The 14950-nt window shown below is 67.6% G+C and carries 16 protein-coding genes; 10 read left to right on the forward strand and 6 right to left on the reverse strand.

Translation table 11 applies throughout. The annotated features are described in order from the left end of the window. Positions 1-87 precede the first annotated feature (87 nt). The 5 genes from mtgA to mpl form a co-directional block, all read right to left on the reverse strand. On the reverse strand, positions 88-825 hold the full coding sequence (gene mtgA, locus ACTJKF_RS10360; protein WP_440623443.1) for a monofunctional biosynthetic peptidoglycan transglycosylase: 738 nt from the start codon (positions 823-825) through the stop codon (positions 88-90). 14 nt (positions 826-839) lie between these two features. After that, a complete protein-coding gene (gene aroE, locus ACTJKF_RS10365; protein ID WP_440623444.1) occupies positions 840-1706 on the reverse strand; it encodes a shikimate dehydrogenase in 867 nt (288 codons plus the stop codon). Continuing rightward, positions 1703-3802: a ribonuclease catalytic domain-containing protein gene (locus tag ACTJKF_RS10370; protein WP_440623445.1), complete on the reverse strand. Its 2100-nt coding sequence runs from the start codon at positions 3800-3802 to the stop codon at positions 1703-1705. Before ACTJKF_RS10370 ends, aroE begins: the two co-directional genes overlap by 4 nt. Positions 3803-3883: 81 nt before the next feature. Beyond that, positions 3884-4453 (reverse strand): YqiA/YcfP family alpha/beta fold hydrolase, encoded by a 570-nt coding sequence (locus ACTJKF_RS10375; RefSeq protein WP_440623446.1) that lies wholly within the window; start codon positions 4451-4453, stop codon positions 3884-3886. Next, complete coding sequence (gene mpl, locus ACTJKF_RS10380) at positions 4450-5835, reverse strand: UDP-N-acetylmuramate:L-alanyl-gamma-D-glutamyl-meso-diaminopimelate ligase (protein WP_440623447.1); 1386 nt, start codon at positions 5833-5835, stop codon at positions 4450-4452. Before mpl ends, ACTJKF_RS10375 begins: the two co-directional genes overlap by 4 nt. 233 nt (positions 5836-6068) lie before the next feature. Between mpl and ACTJKF_RS10385 the strand changes: the two genes are divergently transcribed. From ACTJKF_RS10385 to ACTJKF_RS10430, 10 genes are all read left to right on the forward strand, one after another. Then, positions 6069-6713 carry a UDP-N-acetylmuramate--alanine ligase gene (locus tag ACTJKF_RS10385; RefSeq protein WP_440623448.1) on the forward strand — a complete coding sequence of 215 codons (645 nt, stop codon included), beginning with the start codon at positions 6069-6071 and terminating at the stop codon, positions 6711-6713. A 7-nt stretch (positions 6714-6720) separates the two neighbouring features. Then, a complete protein-coding gene (locus tag ACTJKF_RS10390; RefSeq protein WP_440623449.1) occupies positions 6721-7275 on the forward strand; it encodes a TlpA family protein disulfide reductase in 555 nt (184 codons plus the stop codon). Positions 7276-7469: 194 nt separating this feature from the next. After that, positions 7470-7922: a type II 3-dehydroquinate dehydratase gene (gene aroQ / locus ACTJKF_RS10395; RefSeq protein WP_040143361.1), complete on the forward strand. Its 453-nt coding sequence runs from the start codon at positions 7470-7472 to the stop codon at positions 7920-7922. A gap of 64 nt (positions 7923-7986) precedes the next feature. Further along, positions 7987-8454 (forward strand): acetyl-CoA carboxylase biotin carboxyl carrier protein, encoded by a 468-nt coding sequence (accB, locus tag ACTJKF_RS10400; RefSeq protein WP_440623450.1) that lies wholly within the window; start codon positions 7987-7989, stop codon positions 8452-8454. A gap of 85 nt (positions 8455-8539) precedes the next feature. Beyond that, positions 8540-9907 (forward strand): acetyl-CoA carboxylase biotin carboxylase subunit, encoded by a 1368-nt coding sequence (gene accC, locus ACTJKF_RS10405; RefSeq protein WP_440623451.1) that lies wholly within the window; start codon positions 8540-8542, stop codon positions 9905-9907. A gap of 2 nt (positions 9908-9909) precedes the next feature. Further along, positions 9910-10812, forward strand: coding sequence for a 50S ribosomal protein L11 methyltransferase (gene prmA, locus ACTJKF_RS10410; protein WP_440623452.1), 903 nt, complete (start codon positions 9910-9912; stop codon positions 10810-10812). A 45-nt stretch (positions 10813-10857) separates the two neighbouring features. Next, complete coding sequence (locus ACTJKF_RS10415) at positions 10858-12195, forward strand: DUF3426 domain-containing protein (protein WP_440623453.1); 1338 nt, start codon at positions 10858-10860, stop codon at positions 12193-12195. Positions 12196-12267: 72 nt separating this feature from the next. Beyond that, positions 12268-12771 (forward strand): thiol peroxidase, encoded by a 504-nt coding sequence (tpx, locus tag ACTJKF_RS10420; RefSeq protein ID WP_440623454.1) that lies wholly within the window; start codon positions 12268-12270, stop codon positions 12769-12771. Positions 12772-12865: 94 nt separating this feature from the next. Further along, the gene (locus ACTJKF_RS10425; RefSeq protein WP_440623455.1) at positions 12866-13804 is read left to right on the forward strand and encodes a carbohydrate kinase family protein; all 939 of its coding nucleotides are present in this window, start codon (positions 12866-12868) and stop codon (positions 13802-13804) included. 19 nt (positions 13805-13823) lie between these two features. Next, on the forward strand, positions 13824-14300 hold the full coding sequence (locus tag ACTJKF_RS10430; RefSeq protein ID WP_440623456.1) for a glycine zipper 2TM domain-containing protein: 477 nt from the start codon (positions 13824-13826) through the stop codon (positions 14298-14300). 230 nt (positions 14301-14530) lie between these two features. Here the strand turns inward: ACTJKF_RS10430 and ACTJKF_RS10435 are convergent. Further along, positions 14531-14950 (reverse strand): histone H1-like DNA-binding protein (locus ACTJKF_RS10435; RefSeq protein ID WP_440623457.1); only part of this gene is annotated, 420 nt, incomplete at its 5' end.

Here is a 14950-nt window from a genome sequence, read left to right on the forward strand (position 1 = left end):
CCGAAATGCCGGCGACACGAATGCGCTGCAGCGCACCATCGGCGCGCCGGCGACGGAATGGTCAATGCGACGGCGCGAGCGCGCCGCTCACTGCGATTGCGGCAACTCGGCCGCGCCCATCCGGCGGGCAATCACGGCCGCGCGCTGCGCCTGGTAGGCCGAGCCGCGGTGTGCGTCGAACCAGCGCGGCTTCGGCAGCATCACCGCGAGGCGCGCCGACTGCCACGCGCCGAGCCGGCTCGCGGGGATCTTGTAGTAATAGCGTGCGGCAGCTTCGGCGCCATACACGCCGCGGCCCCACTCGACCGAATTCAGGTAGATCTCGAAGATCCGCTCCTTGTCGAGCACCGTCTCGAGCATCCACGTGATGATCAGCTCCTGCCCCTTGCGGATGTAGCTCTTCTCGCGCGACAGGAACAGGTTGCGCGCGAGCTGCTGCGTGATCGTCGAACCGCCCGCGACGATCCGGCCGCGCGCCTTGTTCTTCTCCCACGCCTGCAGGATCGCGTCGACGTCGTAGCCGTTGTTGGTCGCGAAGGTCGCATCCTCCGACGCGATCAGCGCGCGCTTCAGGTTGCGCGAGATCTGGTCGTACGGCACCCACTGGTGTTGAACCTGGGCGGGCGGCTTGTCGCGCGACAGCCACCATGCGTCGGTGCGCATGAACGCGGTCGAACCAGGATTGATGAACGACCACGCCGCGATCTGCACGAGATAGAACAGCTGCGTCGCGAGCCAAGCGAGCGCGAACACCGAACCGGCATAGACGAGCCAGCGGGTCACGCTGACCGTGCGCGTACGCTGCGTGCCGCTGACCGCCACCATCTGCCGCGCTCCGCTCAGGCCGCCGCGAGCGCCTGGCGCAGCGCGACCAGCACCGGTGCGCCGTCCGGCCGCACTCCGCGCCAGATGAAGAACGATTCGGCCGCCTGCTCGACCAGCATCCCGAGCCCGTCAGCGGTGCGCGCGCCGAGCGACGCCGCATGCTGCATGAATACGGTCGGCTGCGCGCCATACATCATGTCGTACGCGAGCGTGCCCGCGCCGAACGCGGCCGCGTCGCACGCCGGCAGCGCCGCATCGAGGCTGCCGGCCGTCGCGTTGACGATCACGTCGTACGGTTCCGCGCGCACGACGTCCGGGCCGCCGCCCGACAGCACGCAGCCGGCATCGTGCGCAGCCTGCGTGAACTGGCCGACGAGCGTCTCGGCCTTGCTCGCGGTGCGGTTCACGATCGTGATCGACAGCGGCGCGCGGTCGAGCATCGGCAGCACGACGCCGCGCGCCGCGCCGCCCGCACCGAGCAGCAGGATGCGCGCGCCCGCGAGCGACACGCCGAGATTCAGTTCGATGTCGCGCACGAGGCCGACGCCGTCCGTGTTGTCGCCATGGATGCTGCCGTCGGCGTCGATGCGCAGCGTATTCACCGCGCCGGCCGCCGCCGCGCGCGGCGACAGCGTATCGGCGAGCGCATGCGCGTCGAGCTTGAACGGCACCGTCACGTTCGCGCCGCGGCCGCCTTCGGCGACGAACGCGCGCACGGCAGCCTCGAACCCGTCGACCGGCGCGAGCCGGTGCTGGTAGTCGATCGCCTCGCCCGTCTGCGCGGCGAACTGCGCGTGGATGAACGGCGACTTGCTGTGCGCCACCGGGTTGCCGAACACCACGTAGCGGTCGGCGCCGCTCGTCGATGCGACTGCGGTCATGACGCGCGCCCCTGCTCGCCTTGCGCACTTTCCTGGCCGTTGCCGTTCGCGGCATCGCCGCCTTCGGCCGCCCCGCCGTCCGATTCGGCCAGCGCTTCGGCCTCGGCTTCCGCCGATGCGTCGTCCGCATCGACCAGCGTGTCGTCGCCGCCTTCGTTCTCGTCTTCGTCGTCCGCCGCATCGCCGCTCGTCACGGTCGGCGCGTCGAGCACGTTCAGCAGTCGCACCGACGCCTCGATCGTCAGCTCGTCGAGCGACATCACGTCGAGCAGCACGCGGGTGCCGCGCGCATGCACGCCGAGCCCCGGCACGTGCAGCAGCAGCGGGATTTCCTCCAGACGCACGAGATCGCCCTTCACGACGCTCGCGACGACGTGCTTCTTCTGCTCCTGCGCGAGCCAGCGCAGGCACCAGAAATATTCCATCCGGCGCTGGTAGTCGGCGTACGCGGTATAGGTGTCGTCGAAGCCCTGCACGACCGCGTAGAGGTCGGCGTCCTTCGGCTTGAACGGCGCGGCGAGCTTCGCGGTGACGCCGTGCTGCACGCACGCGAGCAGTTGCCACTGGTTCACGAGGTCGACGTAGCGGCGCAGCGGCGACGTGCTCCACGCATACTGCGCGACACCGAGGCCTTCGTGCGGCGCGGCCGTCGTCTGCATCCGCGTGCGCTTCGGGCCCGGCGCGCCGAAGCCGCGCTGCGAGCGGTAGATGCCCGGCACCGTGTGATCGTGCAGGAACGCGCCCCACGTCGAGTTCGCGAGGATCGCGAGCTCCGACACGATCAGGTCGAGCGGCGACCCGCGACGGCGCGGCGTGATCGACACGTGCTCGCCTTCGACGTAGAAGTTGTAGTCGGTGTTGCGCTGCACTTCGCGCTTCAGCCCGTAACCCGCGCGGGCGACCTGGCGCTTCTCGAACAGCGCCTGCGCGAGCGGCCACAGCACCGCGATGTCGTCCTTGTGCGGGTAGTCGCCGATACCGGCCGCGAGCGTCTCTTCGTTGACGAGCTCGTCGAGCGTGTTGTGGCGCAGGTTGTTCTTCACGAACACGAGTTCGGCGCGCGTCTCGTTCGCGACGATGTCCTGCGTCTCGCGGTTGACGATGATGTACAGCGACAGCGCCGGGCGGTAGTCGCCCTCTTTCAGCGTGAACACGTCGACGACGTCGTCCGGCAGCATCGTGATCTTGTCGCCCGGCATGTAGACGGTCGACAGGCGCGCGCGCGCGATCGCGTCGACCGCATCGCCGCGCACGATGCCGAGCGCCGGCGCTGCAATGTGCACACCGATCCGCACGCGGCCGTCGGCCAGATGCTCGACCGAGAACGCGTCGTCGATTTCGGTCGTCGTGATGTCGTCGATCGAGAACGCCTCGACGTCCGCGCGCGGCAGGTCGTCCGGCAGCGGGCCCACCGTGACGGCCGGGAAGCCCGTGCCGTGCGGGAAGAATTCCGCGAGGAAGCGCGCCTCGTGCAGCGCCCGCGGCGACTCGATGCCGCCGCAGTCGAGCATCAGCCGCGCCGGCGACACGCCGCGCGCACCGGCCGCGGCCTCGAGCGCCTTGTATTCGATCGCGTTCTTGTCCGGCCGCGTCAGCAGCCCGAGCACCTTGCCCGCGAACGCTTCCGGCAGCTTGCCGGCCTTCAGCTCCTCTTCATACTGCGCCTGGACGAGCGCCTGCTGGCGCTTGCGCTCGAGCGACGCGAGCGCCATCTTGAGCTGCTCTTCCGGCGCGCGCTGGTACTGGCCACGCCCCTTGCGGCGGAAGTAGACGGGCGAGCCATGCAGCCGCAGCACCAGCGCCGCGCGCTCGACCGGGCCGTAGGTCGCGCCGAAGTATTCCGCGGCCAGCGCGGTATAGGCGAATTCCTCCGCCGGCGCGCATTCCCACAGGAAATCCAGGTCGATCTGCTGCGCAGCCGTGTCGGCGTCCTGCATCAGTTCGCTCGCGGCCGGCTTCTCGAATTCGATCAGCACGTCTTTCGCGCGCACCTTCGCCCGCCGCCCGCCGGGCAACTCGACCTGAAACGCGTCGCCCTGGCGCGACAGCACGCTGCCCGCCTTGAAACTGCCCGATTCCTCGAAGAAAACGTTCACTCAGTACTCTCGTTCAGACTGCCGGGCGCCGCATCCGCGGCGCCGCATGATGATGGGAATTCGATCGGCATGACGCCGGGTTCATGACGTTCTGTCGTCGCAAAAAGCGAGAACGTCGTCGACATAGTCGGCAAATTCGCTGATTCCGTGATCGCTGCCGTCGATCACGCGCGTTCTCGCGCCCGGGTAATGGGCGAGCATCTCGCGGTAGTCCAGCACTTCGTCGCCCGTCGCCGCGAACAGATAGTAGCGTTCGGGCCGCGCAATCGCCGGTACGCGCAGCGCATCGAGCTCCTGCAGGTGACGACGTTCGACGACGATCGACCCGCCGCCGTGCCACAACGGCTGTTCGCCCAGATACTGCTCGAGATCGCGCTGCGGCACGATTGCCGGGTTCAGCAGCACCGCCTTCCAGCCGTGCTTCTCGGCGAGCCAGGTCGCGTAGTAGCCGCCGAGCGAACTGCCGATCACCGTCACGTCGCGCGCACCGGCTACCTCGGCTTCGGCGACGGCGACCGCCTCGAGCGGTGATACCGACAACGACGGGCAGCGCCATTCATGCGTACGGCCAAGTTCGGCCATGCGCGCAGCAAGGAGCCGCGACTTCTGCGACTCCGGCGACGACCGGAACCCGTGCAGATACAGGATCACGCGCGGCTCCCGAGCGCGTCGAGCAGCTTCTGGTGCACGCCGCCGAACCCGCCGTTGCTCATCACGAGCACGTGGTCGCCCGGGCGCGCGGCCGCGACGACCGACTTCACCAGCAGATGGAGATCGTCGAACGCGCGGGCCTTGTCACCCAGCGGCGCCAGCGCTTCGCCGAGGTTCCAGCCGAGCGCGTCGCGCCCGGTCGGCGCGCCGTAGCCGAACACCAGATCGGCGTCGGCGAGGCTGGCCGGCAGTTGCGCCTTCATCACGCCGAGCTTCATCGTGTTCGAGCGCGGCTCGAGCACCGCGAGAATGCGGGAATGTTGACGGCCGATGCGCGCGCGAAGGCCGGCGATCGTGGTTTCGATCGCAGTCGGATGGTGCGCGAAGTCGTCGTAGACGGTCACGCCGTCCACGCTGCCGCGCACTTCCATGCGCCGCTTCACGTTGCGGAACGAGGCGAGCGATTCGTCCGCCTGCGCGGGCGGCACGCCGACGTGGCGGGCGGCCGCGATCGCCGCGAGCGCGTTCATCCGGTTGTGGTCGCCCTGCACCTGCCACGCGACTTCACCGACGCGCTCGGCGTGGCGATACACCGCGAACCGCTCGTCGACCGGCACGCCGTCCTCGGCCGGCAGCGCCTGCCAGCCGCCATCGACGCCGAAGCGCTCGACCTCGCTCCAGCAGCCGCGCGCGAGCACGCGCTCCAGCGCGTCGGAGCGGCCGTTGGTCACGATCCGGCCGACACCCGGCACGGTGCGCACGAGATGATGGAATTGCGTTTCGATCGCGGCGAGATCCGGGAAGATATCGGCGTGATCGAATTCGAGATTGTTGAGCACCGCGGTGCGCGGCCGGTAGTGGACGAACTTCGAGCGCTTGTCGAAGAACGCCGTATCGTATTCGTCGGCCTCGATCACGAAGAAGCTCGAATCGGTCAGCCGTGCCGACACGCCGAAGTTCAGCGGCACGCCGCCGATCAGGAAGCCGGGGTTCAGGCCGGCATCCTCCAGCAACCACGCGAGCATCGACGACGTGGTCGTCTTGCCGTGCGTGCCCGCGACCGCCAGTACCCATTTTCCGGCCAGCACGTGTTCGCCGAGCCATTGCGGGCCGGACATATAAGGCAGGCCGCGATCGAGTATCGCTTCCATCAGCGGGTTGCCGCGCGTGACGACGTTGCCGATCACGAACAGGTCGGGTTTCAGGTCGATCTGGTCGGCGCCGTAGCCCTCGATCAGCGTGATGCCCTGCGCCTCGAGCTGCGTGCTCATCGGCGGATAGACGCCCGCGTCGCAACCCGTCACCGTGTGGCCCGCCTCGCGCGCGAGCACGGCGAGACCGCCCATGAAGGTGCCGCAGATGCCAAGAATGTGGATGTGCATAGATGAATGCTTTCGCGCCGCCGGGCGCCGTCGATTCGGAAAGAGGGTCTGCGGCATGCCGGACAGGCCGTCCGGCCAACGCCTTTCGCCGCGACACAAAGACCGTCATTGTAACTGACGGCCCGCCGTGCCCGGCGGCCCGAACGACGGATCCGGATGCGGTTCGGCGCGGCGGGCGGCACGCAGCCGCGGCGCGTTCGGGGGTGACAGCGATCGAGTATGATTACCGGATCATGTCTCGCAAACCCCTTGTCGACCCGCGGCGCGCCCGCGAGGAAATCGCCCAGTCCGCCGCCCGCCTGATCGCGGAGGACGGCCTCGATTACGCCAGCGCGAAGCGCAAGGCCGCGCGCCAGCTGTTCGGCGACACGCGCGTTGCCGGCGAATGGCTGCCGGATAACGACCTGATCGAGGAAGAACTGCGCGAGTACCTCGCCCTGTTCCAGAGCGACACGCAGCCGGACGAACTGCGTCGCCTGCGCGAGATCGCGCTCGACTGGATGCGCCGGCTCGCCGAGTTCAATCCGTATGTGACGGGCGCGGTGCTGCAAGGCACCGCGAACGCGCATTCGGACATCCATTTGCAGATATTCACCGACAACCCGAAGGACGTCGCGATCTACCTGCTGAACCAGAACGTTCAGTACGACGTGTCCGAGACGCGGCATTTCGCCGGTCGCGCCGACGTCGAGACGCTCAGCTTCCTGTGGCGCCCGCGCCGCGATGTCGACGCGATCGGCATCCATGTCGCGCTCTACGCGAGCGACGACCTGCGCGGCGCGGTCAAGGCCGACGCGCGTGGCCGGGTCGCCCGCGCGGACGCCGCCGCGTTGCGCGCGGTGCTCGAGGCGAGCAACGCTCCTTCCGAACCGGAATGATTCGATCATGATGATGAAACGCATGTTGGCGCTCGCGGTGATCGCGGCCGCCGCCGTCGCCGGCGGGCTCGCCGCCGGCCATTGGTTCCGCGGCGGCAGCGCCGACGACGGTGTCGCCGTCGCCGCGCCCGCCGCACAGGGCAGCCCGGTCGACCAGTTGTGGGCCGCGTCGCTGACCGGTGTCGACGGCAAGCCGGCGTCGCTCGCGTCCTTCAAGGGCCAGAAAGTCGTAGTCAATTTCTGGGCATCGTGGTGCGGCCCGTGCGTCGAGGAGATGCCCGAACTCGTCGCGCTGTCGCATCAATACAAGCAGAAAGGCATCCGCTTCGTCGGGATCGGTGTCGATTCCGACCAGAACGTGAAGAATTTTCTGCAGAAGGTGAAGGTCGACTATCCGGTTTTCGTCAGCGGATACGCGGGCGCAGATCTGGCCCGAAATTTCGGAAATACGGCCGGCGCGCTGCCGTTTACGGTCGTCATCGACGAAACCGGCAAGATCCGCGAGACAAAATTAGGACAAATCCAGCCGGCCGAGCTGAAAAAGACCCTCGACGCCTTGTGATCGGCCTGAACGGCCGCCCGCACGTTGGCGGCAATTTATGCGTCGATCGCGGCAATTTCACGTGAATTCGCTGATACTTTGCATCCGCACCGGTAATTCTTGCAGGTCCGGCGCGTTCGGCCGTTCGGCAAAACTAGACAAATTTCTCTAAATAGCGCTAAAGTTCGCGCAATTCCGCAGAAATAGAAGCGACCATGACACGATTGCTGGTGCTGCACGGCCCCAACCTGAACCTTCTCGGCACCCGGGAACCGGAGGTGTACGGCCGCGTCACGCTTGCGCAGATCGATCAGGCGCTTGCCGCGCGGGCGCAGGAAGCCGGCGCCGAACTGTCGTCGTTCCAGAGCAACCATGAAGGCGCGCTCGTCGACCGCATCCAGGCCGCGCGGGAGGAACAGACCGATTTCATCCTGATCAATCCCGCCGCGTATACGCACACGAGCGTCGCGATCCGGGACGCGATCGCCGGCGTTGGCATCCCGTTCGTCGAGGTTCATCTGTCGAACGTGCACCGCCGCGAAGCGTTCAGGCACCACTCCTACTTTTCCGACCAGGCCGAAGGCGTGATCTGCGGGCTGGGCTGGAAAGGTTATCTGTACGCGCTCGAGTACGCGCTGGACAAGCTGCAAGGCGCGTCGCGCGGCTGATTTCGCGATCTAGATTCAGCGCCGGCCCCACCGGCGCTTTCACGTATTGAAAGGGGAATTCCCGATGGATCTTCGTAAGCTGAAAACTCTGATCGACCTCGTTTCCGAATCCGGCATCTCCGAGCTGGAAGTGACGGAAGGCGAAGGCAAGGTGCGTATCGTCAAGAACGCGCCGCCGGTCTATGTCCAGCCGACGGGCGGATTTGCCCCGCAGATGAGCGCACCGGCCCCGTCGGCCGCGCTGCCCACCGACGGCGCGGCTGCCGCGCCGGCCGCAGCCGCACCTGCCGTGCCGCAAGGCCACGTCGTGACGTCGCCGATGGTCGGCACGTTCTATCGCGCACCGTCGCCGGGCGCGGACCCGTTCACCCAGGTCGGTGACACGGTCAAGGAAGGCCAGACCATCTGCATCATCGAAGCGATGAAGCTGCTCAACGAGATCGAGTCGGACAAGGCCGGCGTGATCAAGGAAATCCTCGTCGAGAACGGCCAGGCCGTCGAATACGGCCAGCCGCTTTTCGTGATCGGCTAAGTCCGCCGCGCGGCCCACCCGGCCGCGCGCCGCCGATGCTCGCCAGGCGCCGTTCGCGCGCCCCTCGAAGAGACGAATACTCGCTATGTTTGAAAAAATCCTCATTGCCAACCGCGGTGAAATCGCGCTGCGCATCCAGCGCGCGTGCCGCGAGCTCGGCGTCAAGACGGTGGTCGTCTACTCGGAAGCCGACAAGGAAGCCAAGTACGTACGCCTCGCGGACGAAGCCGTCTGTATCGGCCCGGCCCCGTCGAACCTGAGCTACCTGAACATGCCGGCGCTGATCAGCGCCGCGGAAGTCACCGACGCCGAGGCGATCCACCCCGGCTACGGCTTCCTGTCGGAGAACGCCGACTTCGCGGAACGCGTCGAGCAGTCGGGCTTCACGTTCATCGGCCCGCGTCCGGAAACGATCCGCCTGATGGGCGACAAGGTCACCGCGAAGCAGACCATGATCAAGACCGGCGTGCCGTGCGTGCCGGGTTCGGAAGGCGCGTTGCCGGACGATCCGAAGGAGATCGTGAAGATTGCGCGCGCGATCGGCTATCCGGTCATCATCAAGGCAGCAGGCGGCGGCGGCGGGCGCGGGATGCGCGTCGTGCACACCGAGGCCGCGCTCGTCAACGCGGTCAACATGACCCGCGAGGAAGCCGGCCGTGCGTTCGGCAACCCGCAGGTGTACATGGAGAAGTTCCTCGAGAACCCGCGCCACATCGAAATCCAGGTGCTGTCGGACGCGCACAAGAACGCGATCTGGCTCGGCGAGCGCGACTGCTCGATGCAGCGCCGCCACCAGAAGGTGATCGAGGAAGCGCCGGCGCCCGGCATTCCGCGCCGCCTGATCGAGCGCATCGGCGACCGCTGCGCGGACGCATGCAAGAAGATGGGCTACCTCGGCGCGGGCACGTTCGAATTCCTGTACGAGAACAACGAGTTCTACTTCATCGAGATGAACACGCGCGTGCAGGTCGAGCACCCGGTGTCGGAGATGATCACGGGCGTCGACATCGTGCAGGAACAGATCCGCATCGCGGCCGGCGAGAAGCTCACGCTGCGCCAGCGCGACATCCAGTTCCGCGGACACGCGATCGAATGCCGGATCAACGCGGAAGATCCGTTCAAGTTCACGCCGTCGCCGGGCCGGATCACGTCGTGGCATACGCCGGGCGGCCCCGGCGTGCGCGTCGACTCGCATGCGTACAATGGCTATTTCGTGCCGCCGAACTATGATTCGATGATCGGCAAGTTGATCACCTACGGCGCGACGCGCGACCAGGCGATCCGCCGGATGCGCATCGCACTGTCGGAAATGGTCGTCGAAGGCATCCAGACCAACATCCCGCTGCACCGCGAACTGATGATCGACTCGAAGTTCGTCGAAGGCGGCACCAGCATCCACTACCTCGAAAACCGGCTCGCGCAGAAGCAGCAGGTCGCACCGGAAGAAGCGTAAGCATGAGCTATCGCGAACTCGTCGTCGAACTGGCCCGTGAGCATGCGGAGGCGCTGTCCGACGCGCTGCTCGAACTCGGCGCGCTGTCGGTGTCCGTCGAAGACGCCGACGCCGACACGCCCGACGAGCAACCGCTCTTCGGCGAGCCGGGCCTGGTTCCCGAACGTACCGCGTGGCAGCACTCGCGCGTGATCGCGCTGCTGTCGCCCGATCACGATCCGGCCGTGCTGCTCGCGGCCGCCGCGAACGAGATCGGTGTCGCCGAGACACCGACGTTCGACGTGCGTGAAGTCGAGGAGCAGGACTGGGTGCGGCTCACGCAGTCGCAGTTCGAGCCGATCCCGATCGGCGAGCGGATCTGGGTCGTGCCGTCGTGGCACGACGCGCCCGATCCCGACGCCCTGATTCTCGAACTCGACCCCGGTCTCGCGTTCGGCACCGGCAGCCACCCGACCACGCGCCTGTGCATGGAATGGCTCGAGCAGTCGGTGAAACCCGGCCAGTCGGTCCTCGATTACGGTTGTGGCTCGGGCATTCTCGCGATCCTCGCGAAGAAATGCGGGGCGAACCCCGTGGTCGGCATCGACATCGATCCGCAAGCGGTCGAATCGGCGCGGCAGAACAGCGAACGCAACCGTGCGGACGTCACGTACGGGCTGCCCGACGCGTGCCCGGCCGGCGAATTCGACATCGTCGTCGCGAACATCCTGTCGAATCCGCTGAAGCTGATGGCGTCGATGCTCGCATCGAAGGTGAAGCCGGGCGGCCACATCGCGCTGTCGGGCGTGCTCGCACGCCAGGCGGACGAAGTCGCGGCCGTCTATGCGCGCTACGTCGACATCTCGGTCTGGCGCGAACACGAAGGTTGGGTATGCCTCGCCGGAACCCGGCGGGAAAGCCATTAGAATAGCGCTGTCCTTCACTCTGGCCAGCAGGCCGCCCGGCTCGACATGCTTCTTGCGACGCGCTGCCCCCATTGCGAAACCGTCTTCCGGCTGCAGCAGGAACAGCTCTCGCTGCATGACGGCCTCGTGCGCTGCGGACACTGCCAGCAGGTCTTCAACGCCTCGCAGTCGCTCGTGCCCGCACCGGCGCGGCAACCCGAACCCGCGTTGACCGAAGCGGCGCCGCCGGCCGAGCCGGCCGTCGCCGCCCCGCAACACGAAGCCGCGCTCCCTCGGCTCTTCACCAGCGACGCGCCGGCCGAACCGGCAACCGATACCGACTACCAGCCCGAAGGCTGGGACATGTGGGCGCCGTGGCTCGATGCCGGTGTCGATCCGTCCCTCCAGCACAACGTCGACACCGTGCGCACCGAGCCGCTGGTACCGCTCGCGCTGCCGTCGACGGAAGCCGGTGTCGTTCACCTGTCCGGCACGCCCGCGCCGATCGCGTCCGGCCCCGCCGAACTGCACGCTGCCGCCGGGCCAGCGGCCGAGCCGGATGAGCGGGCCATGACACCGCGTGAAGCCGACGTATCGGCCATGCCGCTGGCCGAACCCGACCTGCGCGAACCGCGCTTCGCCGCGCACGCGCAACCCGGCGCGGTCGAACGAGCCGCCGCGGAACCCGCCGAACCGGCCGGCAACGCGCACTTCGCCGTGCCTGACGATGAACACGCGCCGCGCGAACCGCGCTTCGCATTCCGGCCGGCGCAAGCCGAACCCGAATCCGGACCCGACACCCCTCCCGACGAACGCGCCGCCGCGCCAGCCGTCCAACCCGCCGTTCCCTTCCCCGCCGCGACGACCGACGACGATCGCCCGGCCTTCGCGGTGACGCGCGAGACGCGCGCCCCGCAGCGACGTGGAATGCTCGGCGGCTTTTTCGGCGGCCTCGTCGCCGCCGCGCTGGCGGTGCTGCTCGTCGCGCAGCTCGCGTGGTGGCAGCGCGAAACCGTGATGATCTACTGGCCCGTCACGCAGGGCTGGTTCCGGCAGGCGTGCGCGCCGCTCGGATGCACGATCGCGCCGCCGCGCGCGATCGACGGCCTGCGGCTCGACGCGACCGACCTGCGTCAGATCGACGGTCCGCGCGTGCTGGAGCTGAAGGTACCGCTGACGAACCGCTACCGTGTCGCGCTCGCGTACCCGTCGCTCGAGCTGACGTTGCTCGACGACACGAATCACGTGACCGTGCGCCGCGTGCTCGCGCCGCGCGACTACGTGCGCCCGGGCATGCCGATCGACGCCGGGCTGCCGCCCGGCACGACGCAGACGATGATCGTGCGTCTCGACACGAACGGCGCCCCCGCCTCGAATTTCCGCGTCCAGATCTTCTATCCGTGACGCCCCGCGGCGCGCGCATGCGCGCCGTCTCAACCCGCGCGCCGCAGCGGCGCGCTATTTCGGAGCACGAACATGAGCAAAGTTACGCTGGGTGGCAACGCGATCGATCTCGCCGGCACGTTCCCGGCCGTCGGCTCGCAAGCCCCCGACTTCAAGCTGGTCGGCAAGGATCTCGCCGACGTGTCGCTCGCCAGCTTCGCCGGCAAGCGCAAGGTGCTGAACATCGTCCCGAGCCTCGACACGCCGACCTGCGCGACGTCGACCCGCAAGTTCAACGAAGCCGCGTCGTCGCTCGACAACACGGTCGTGGTCGTCGTGTCCGGCGACCTGCCGTTCGCCGCCACGCGCTTCTGCACGACCGAAGGCCTCGCGAACGTCGTGACGGCGTCGACCTTCCGCGGCGGCCGCGCATTCGCGAACGCGTATGGCGTCGACGTGACGAGCGGCCCGCTGAACGGCCTGACGGCCCGTGCGGTCGTCGTGCTCGACGCGCAGGACAAGGTGATCCACGCGGAACTCGTCGGCGAGATCAAGGACGAGCCGAACTACGACGCAGCGCTCGCCGCACTGAAGTAATCCGCTGCCGCCCGGCCCTGCCGCGCGAGGCCCGACAGCCTGCGCGCGCCGGCCGGGCGGCCGCTTCCCTTTGCCCTCTACAGGAACGCACGCCTTGACTACGCTGATTTGCGGCTCGCTCGCCTACGACAACATCATGACCTTCGAAGGCCGGTTTCGCGAGCACATCCTGCCCGACCAGGTTCACCTGCTGAACGTGAGCTTCCTCGTGCCGACGATGCGTCGCGAATTCGGCGGTTGCGCGGGGAACATCGCTTACGCGCTGCATCTGCTCGGCGGCGACGCGCGCATCATGGCGACGGTCGGCGCGAACGACGCCGACCGCTATCTCGAGCGTCTCGACAGCCTCGGCCTGTCGAAGGCCAGCGTGCGCGTGGTGCCCGACTCGCACACCGCGCAGGCGATGATCACGACCGATCTCGACAACAACCAGATCACTGCATTCCACCCGGGCGCGATGATGCTGTCGCACCTGAACCGCGCGGACGAAGTGCCGGGCGTGAAGCTCGGCATCGTCGCGCCGGACGGCTTCGACGGGATGGTCCAGCACGCCGAGCAGTTCGCGAAGGCCGGCATCCCGTTCATCTTCGATCCGGGCCAAGGCCTGCCGCTGTTCGACGGTGCGACGCTGCGCCGCATCATTGAACTCGCGACTTTCGTTGCGGTCAACGACTACGAGGGCAAGCTCGTCAGCGACAAGACGGGCTGGTCCGAACAGGAAATCGCCAGCCGGGTTCAGGCGTTGATCATCACGCGCGGCGAGCACGGCTCCACCATTCTTCACAAAAACGGCGAAGAACAGATTCCGGTCGTGCAAGCAGAGCGCGTCGTCGATCCGACCGGCTGCGGCGACGCCTTCCGGGGCGGCCTGCTGTACGGCATCGAGAATGGCCTCGACTGGGCAACCACGGGCCGCCTCGCGAGCCTGATGGGCTCGATCAAGATTGCCCACCAGGGGCCCCAGACTTACGCACTGACGCGCGCCGAAATCGATGCGCGCTTCGAGGCTGCCTTCGGGTACAGTCTCAAATGAATATTGTGGGAGAGCAAAGATGTTGACCAAAAAAACCCTCACGCTCGCGGCCATGCTGACGGCCACACTGACGCTCGCCGGCTGCTTCACGGCACCGGGCTCGGCTGACGTCTATAGCGCCGGCCAGGCGCAGCGTGAACAAACCGTGCGCATGGGCACGGTCGAGAGCGTCCGGGCAGTGCGCATTCAGTCCGAAGGCGGCGGCGGCAGCGCGCTCGGCACGCTCGGCGGCGGTGCGCTCGGCGCAGTCGCGGGCAGTGCGATCGGCGGCGGCAAGGGCTCGATCCTGACAGCCATCGCAGGCGGCCTCGTTGGCGCGGTCGCGGGCAATGCAGTCGGTGAAAACCTCAGCACGGCGAACGGTGTCGAAATCACCGTGCGCCTCGACAACGGCGACCTGCGCTCGATCACGCAGGCAGCGAGCGGCGAAATGTTCCGTGCCGGCGAACGTGTGCGCCTGCTGTCGAGCGGCGGCGTCACGCGCGTCACGCACTAACGAGCATCCTCAGCACGCGGCGCAAGCCGCGGTCGAACGCATGTGCGAAGCTGCACATGCGTTTTTTTTCGTCCATGCCCGGCCGCCGGGCGGTGCACGGACACCCGCCGACCACCGAATACGGACGAAAAAAAATCCCGCCACCTGAGCCAGATGGCGGGATCGATTGAGTAGCGCTACTCAACCCGCGGACACCACGTGTGTGTCCGGGTGATGCAGGTCAGCCCCGATTACGGACGGCTGCCGGTCGGGAACGGCCATGCCGCTGCCGGGTTGAGCGCGGTCTTCGCGCCCGATGCCGGCGCAACCGATGCGGTCGACGCGGTGGTTGCCGGTGCAGCCTTCTTCACGACGGCCTTCTTCGGCGCAGCAGCCTTCTTTGCCGGTGCGGCAGCCTTGGGGGCAGCAGCAGCCTTCTTCGCAGGGGCAGCCTTCTTCGCAGGGGCAGCCTTCTTGGCAGGCGCAGCCTTCTTCGCAGCAGCCTTCTTCGCAGGCGCAGCCTTCTTGGCAGCAGCCTTCTTCGCCGGCGCGGCCTTCTTCGCAGCAGCCTTCTTCGCCGGTGCGGCCTTCTTCGCAGCAACCTTCTTCACTGCGACCTTCTTGGCTGCAACCTTCTTCGCTGCGGCCTTCTTCGCCGGTGCTGCCTTCTT

The sequence above is a fragment of the Burkholderia sp. 22313 genome (assembly GCF_052045245.1).
Taxonomy (GTDB): Bacteria; Pseudomonadota; Gammaproteobacteria; order Burkholderiales; family Burkholderiaceae; genus Burkholderia.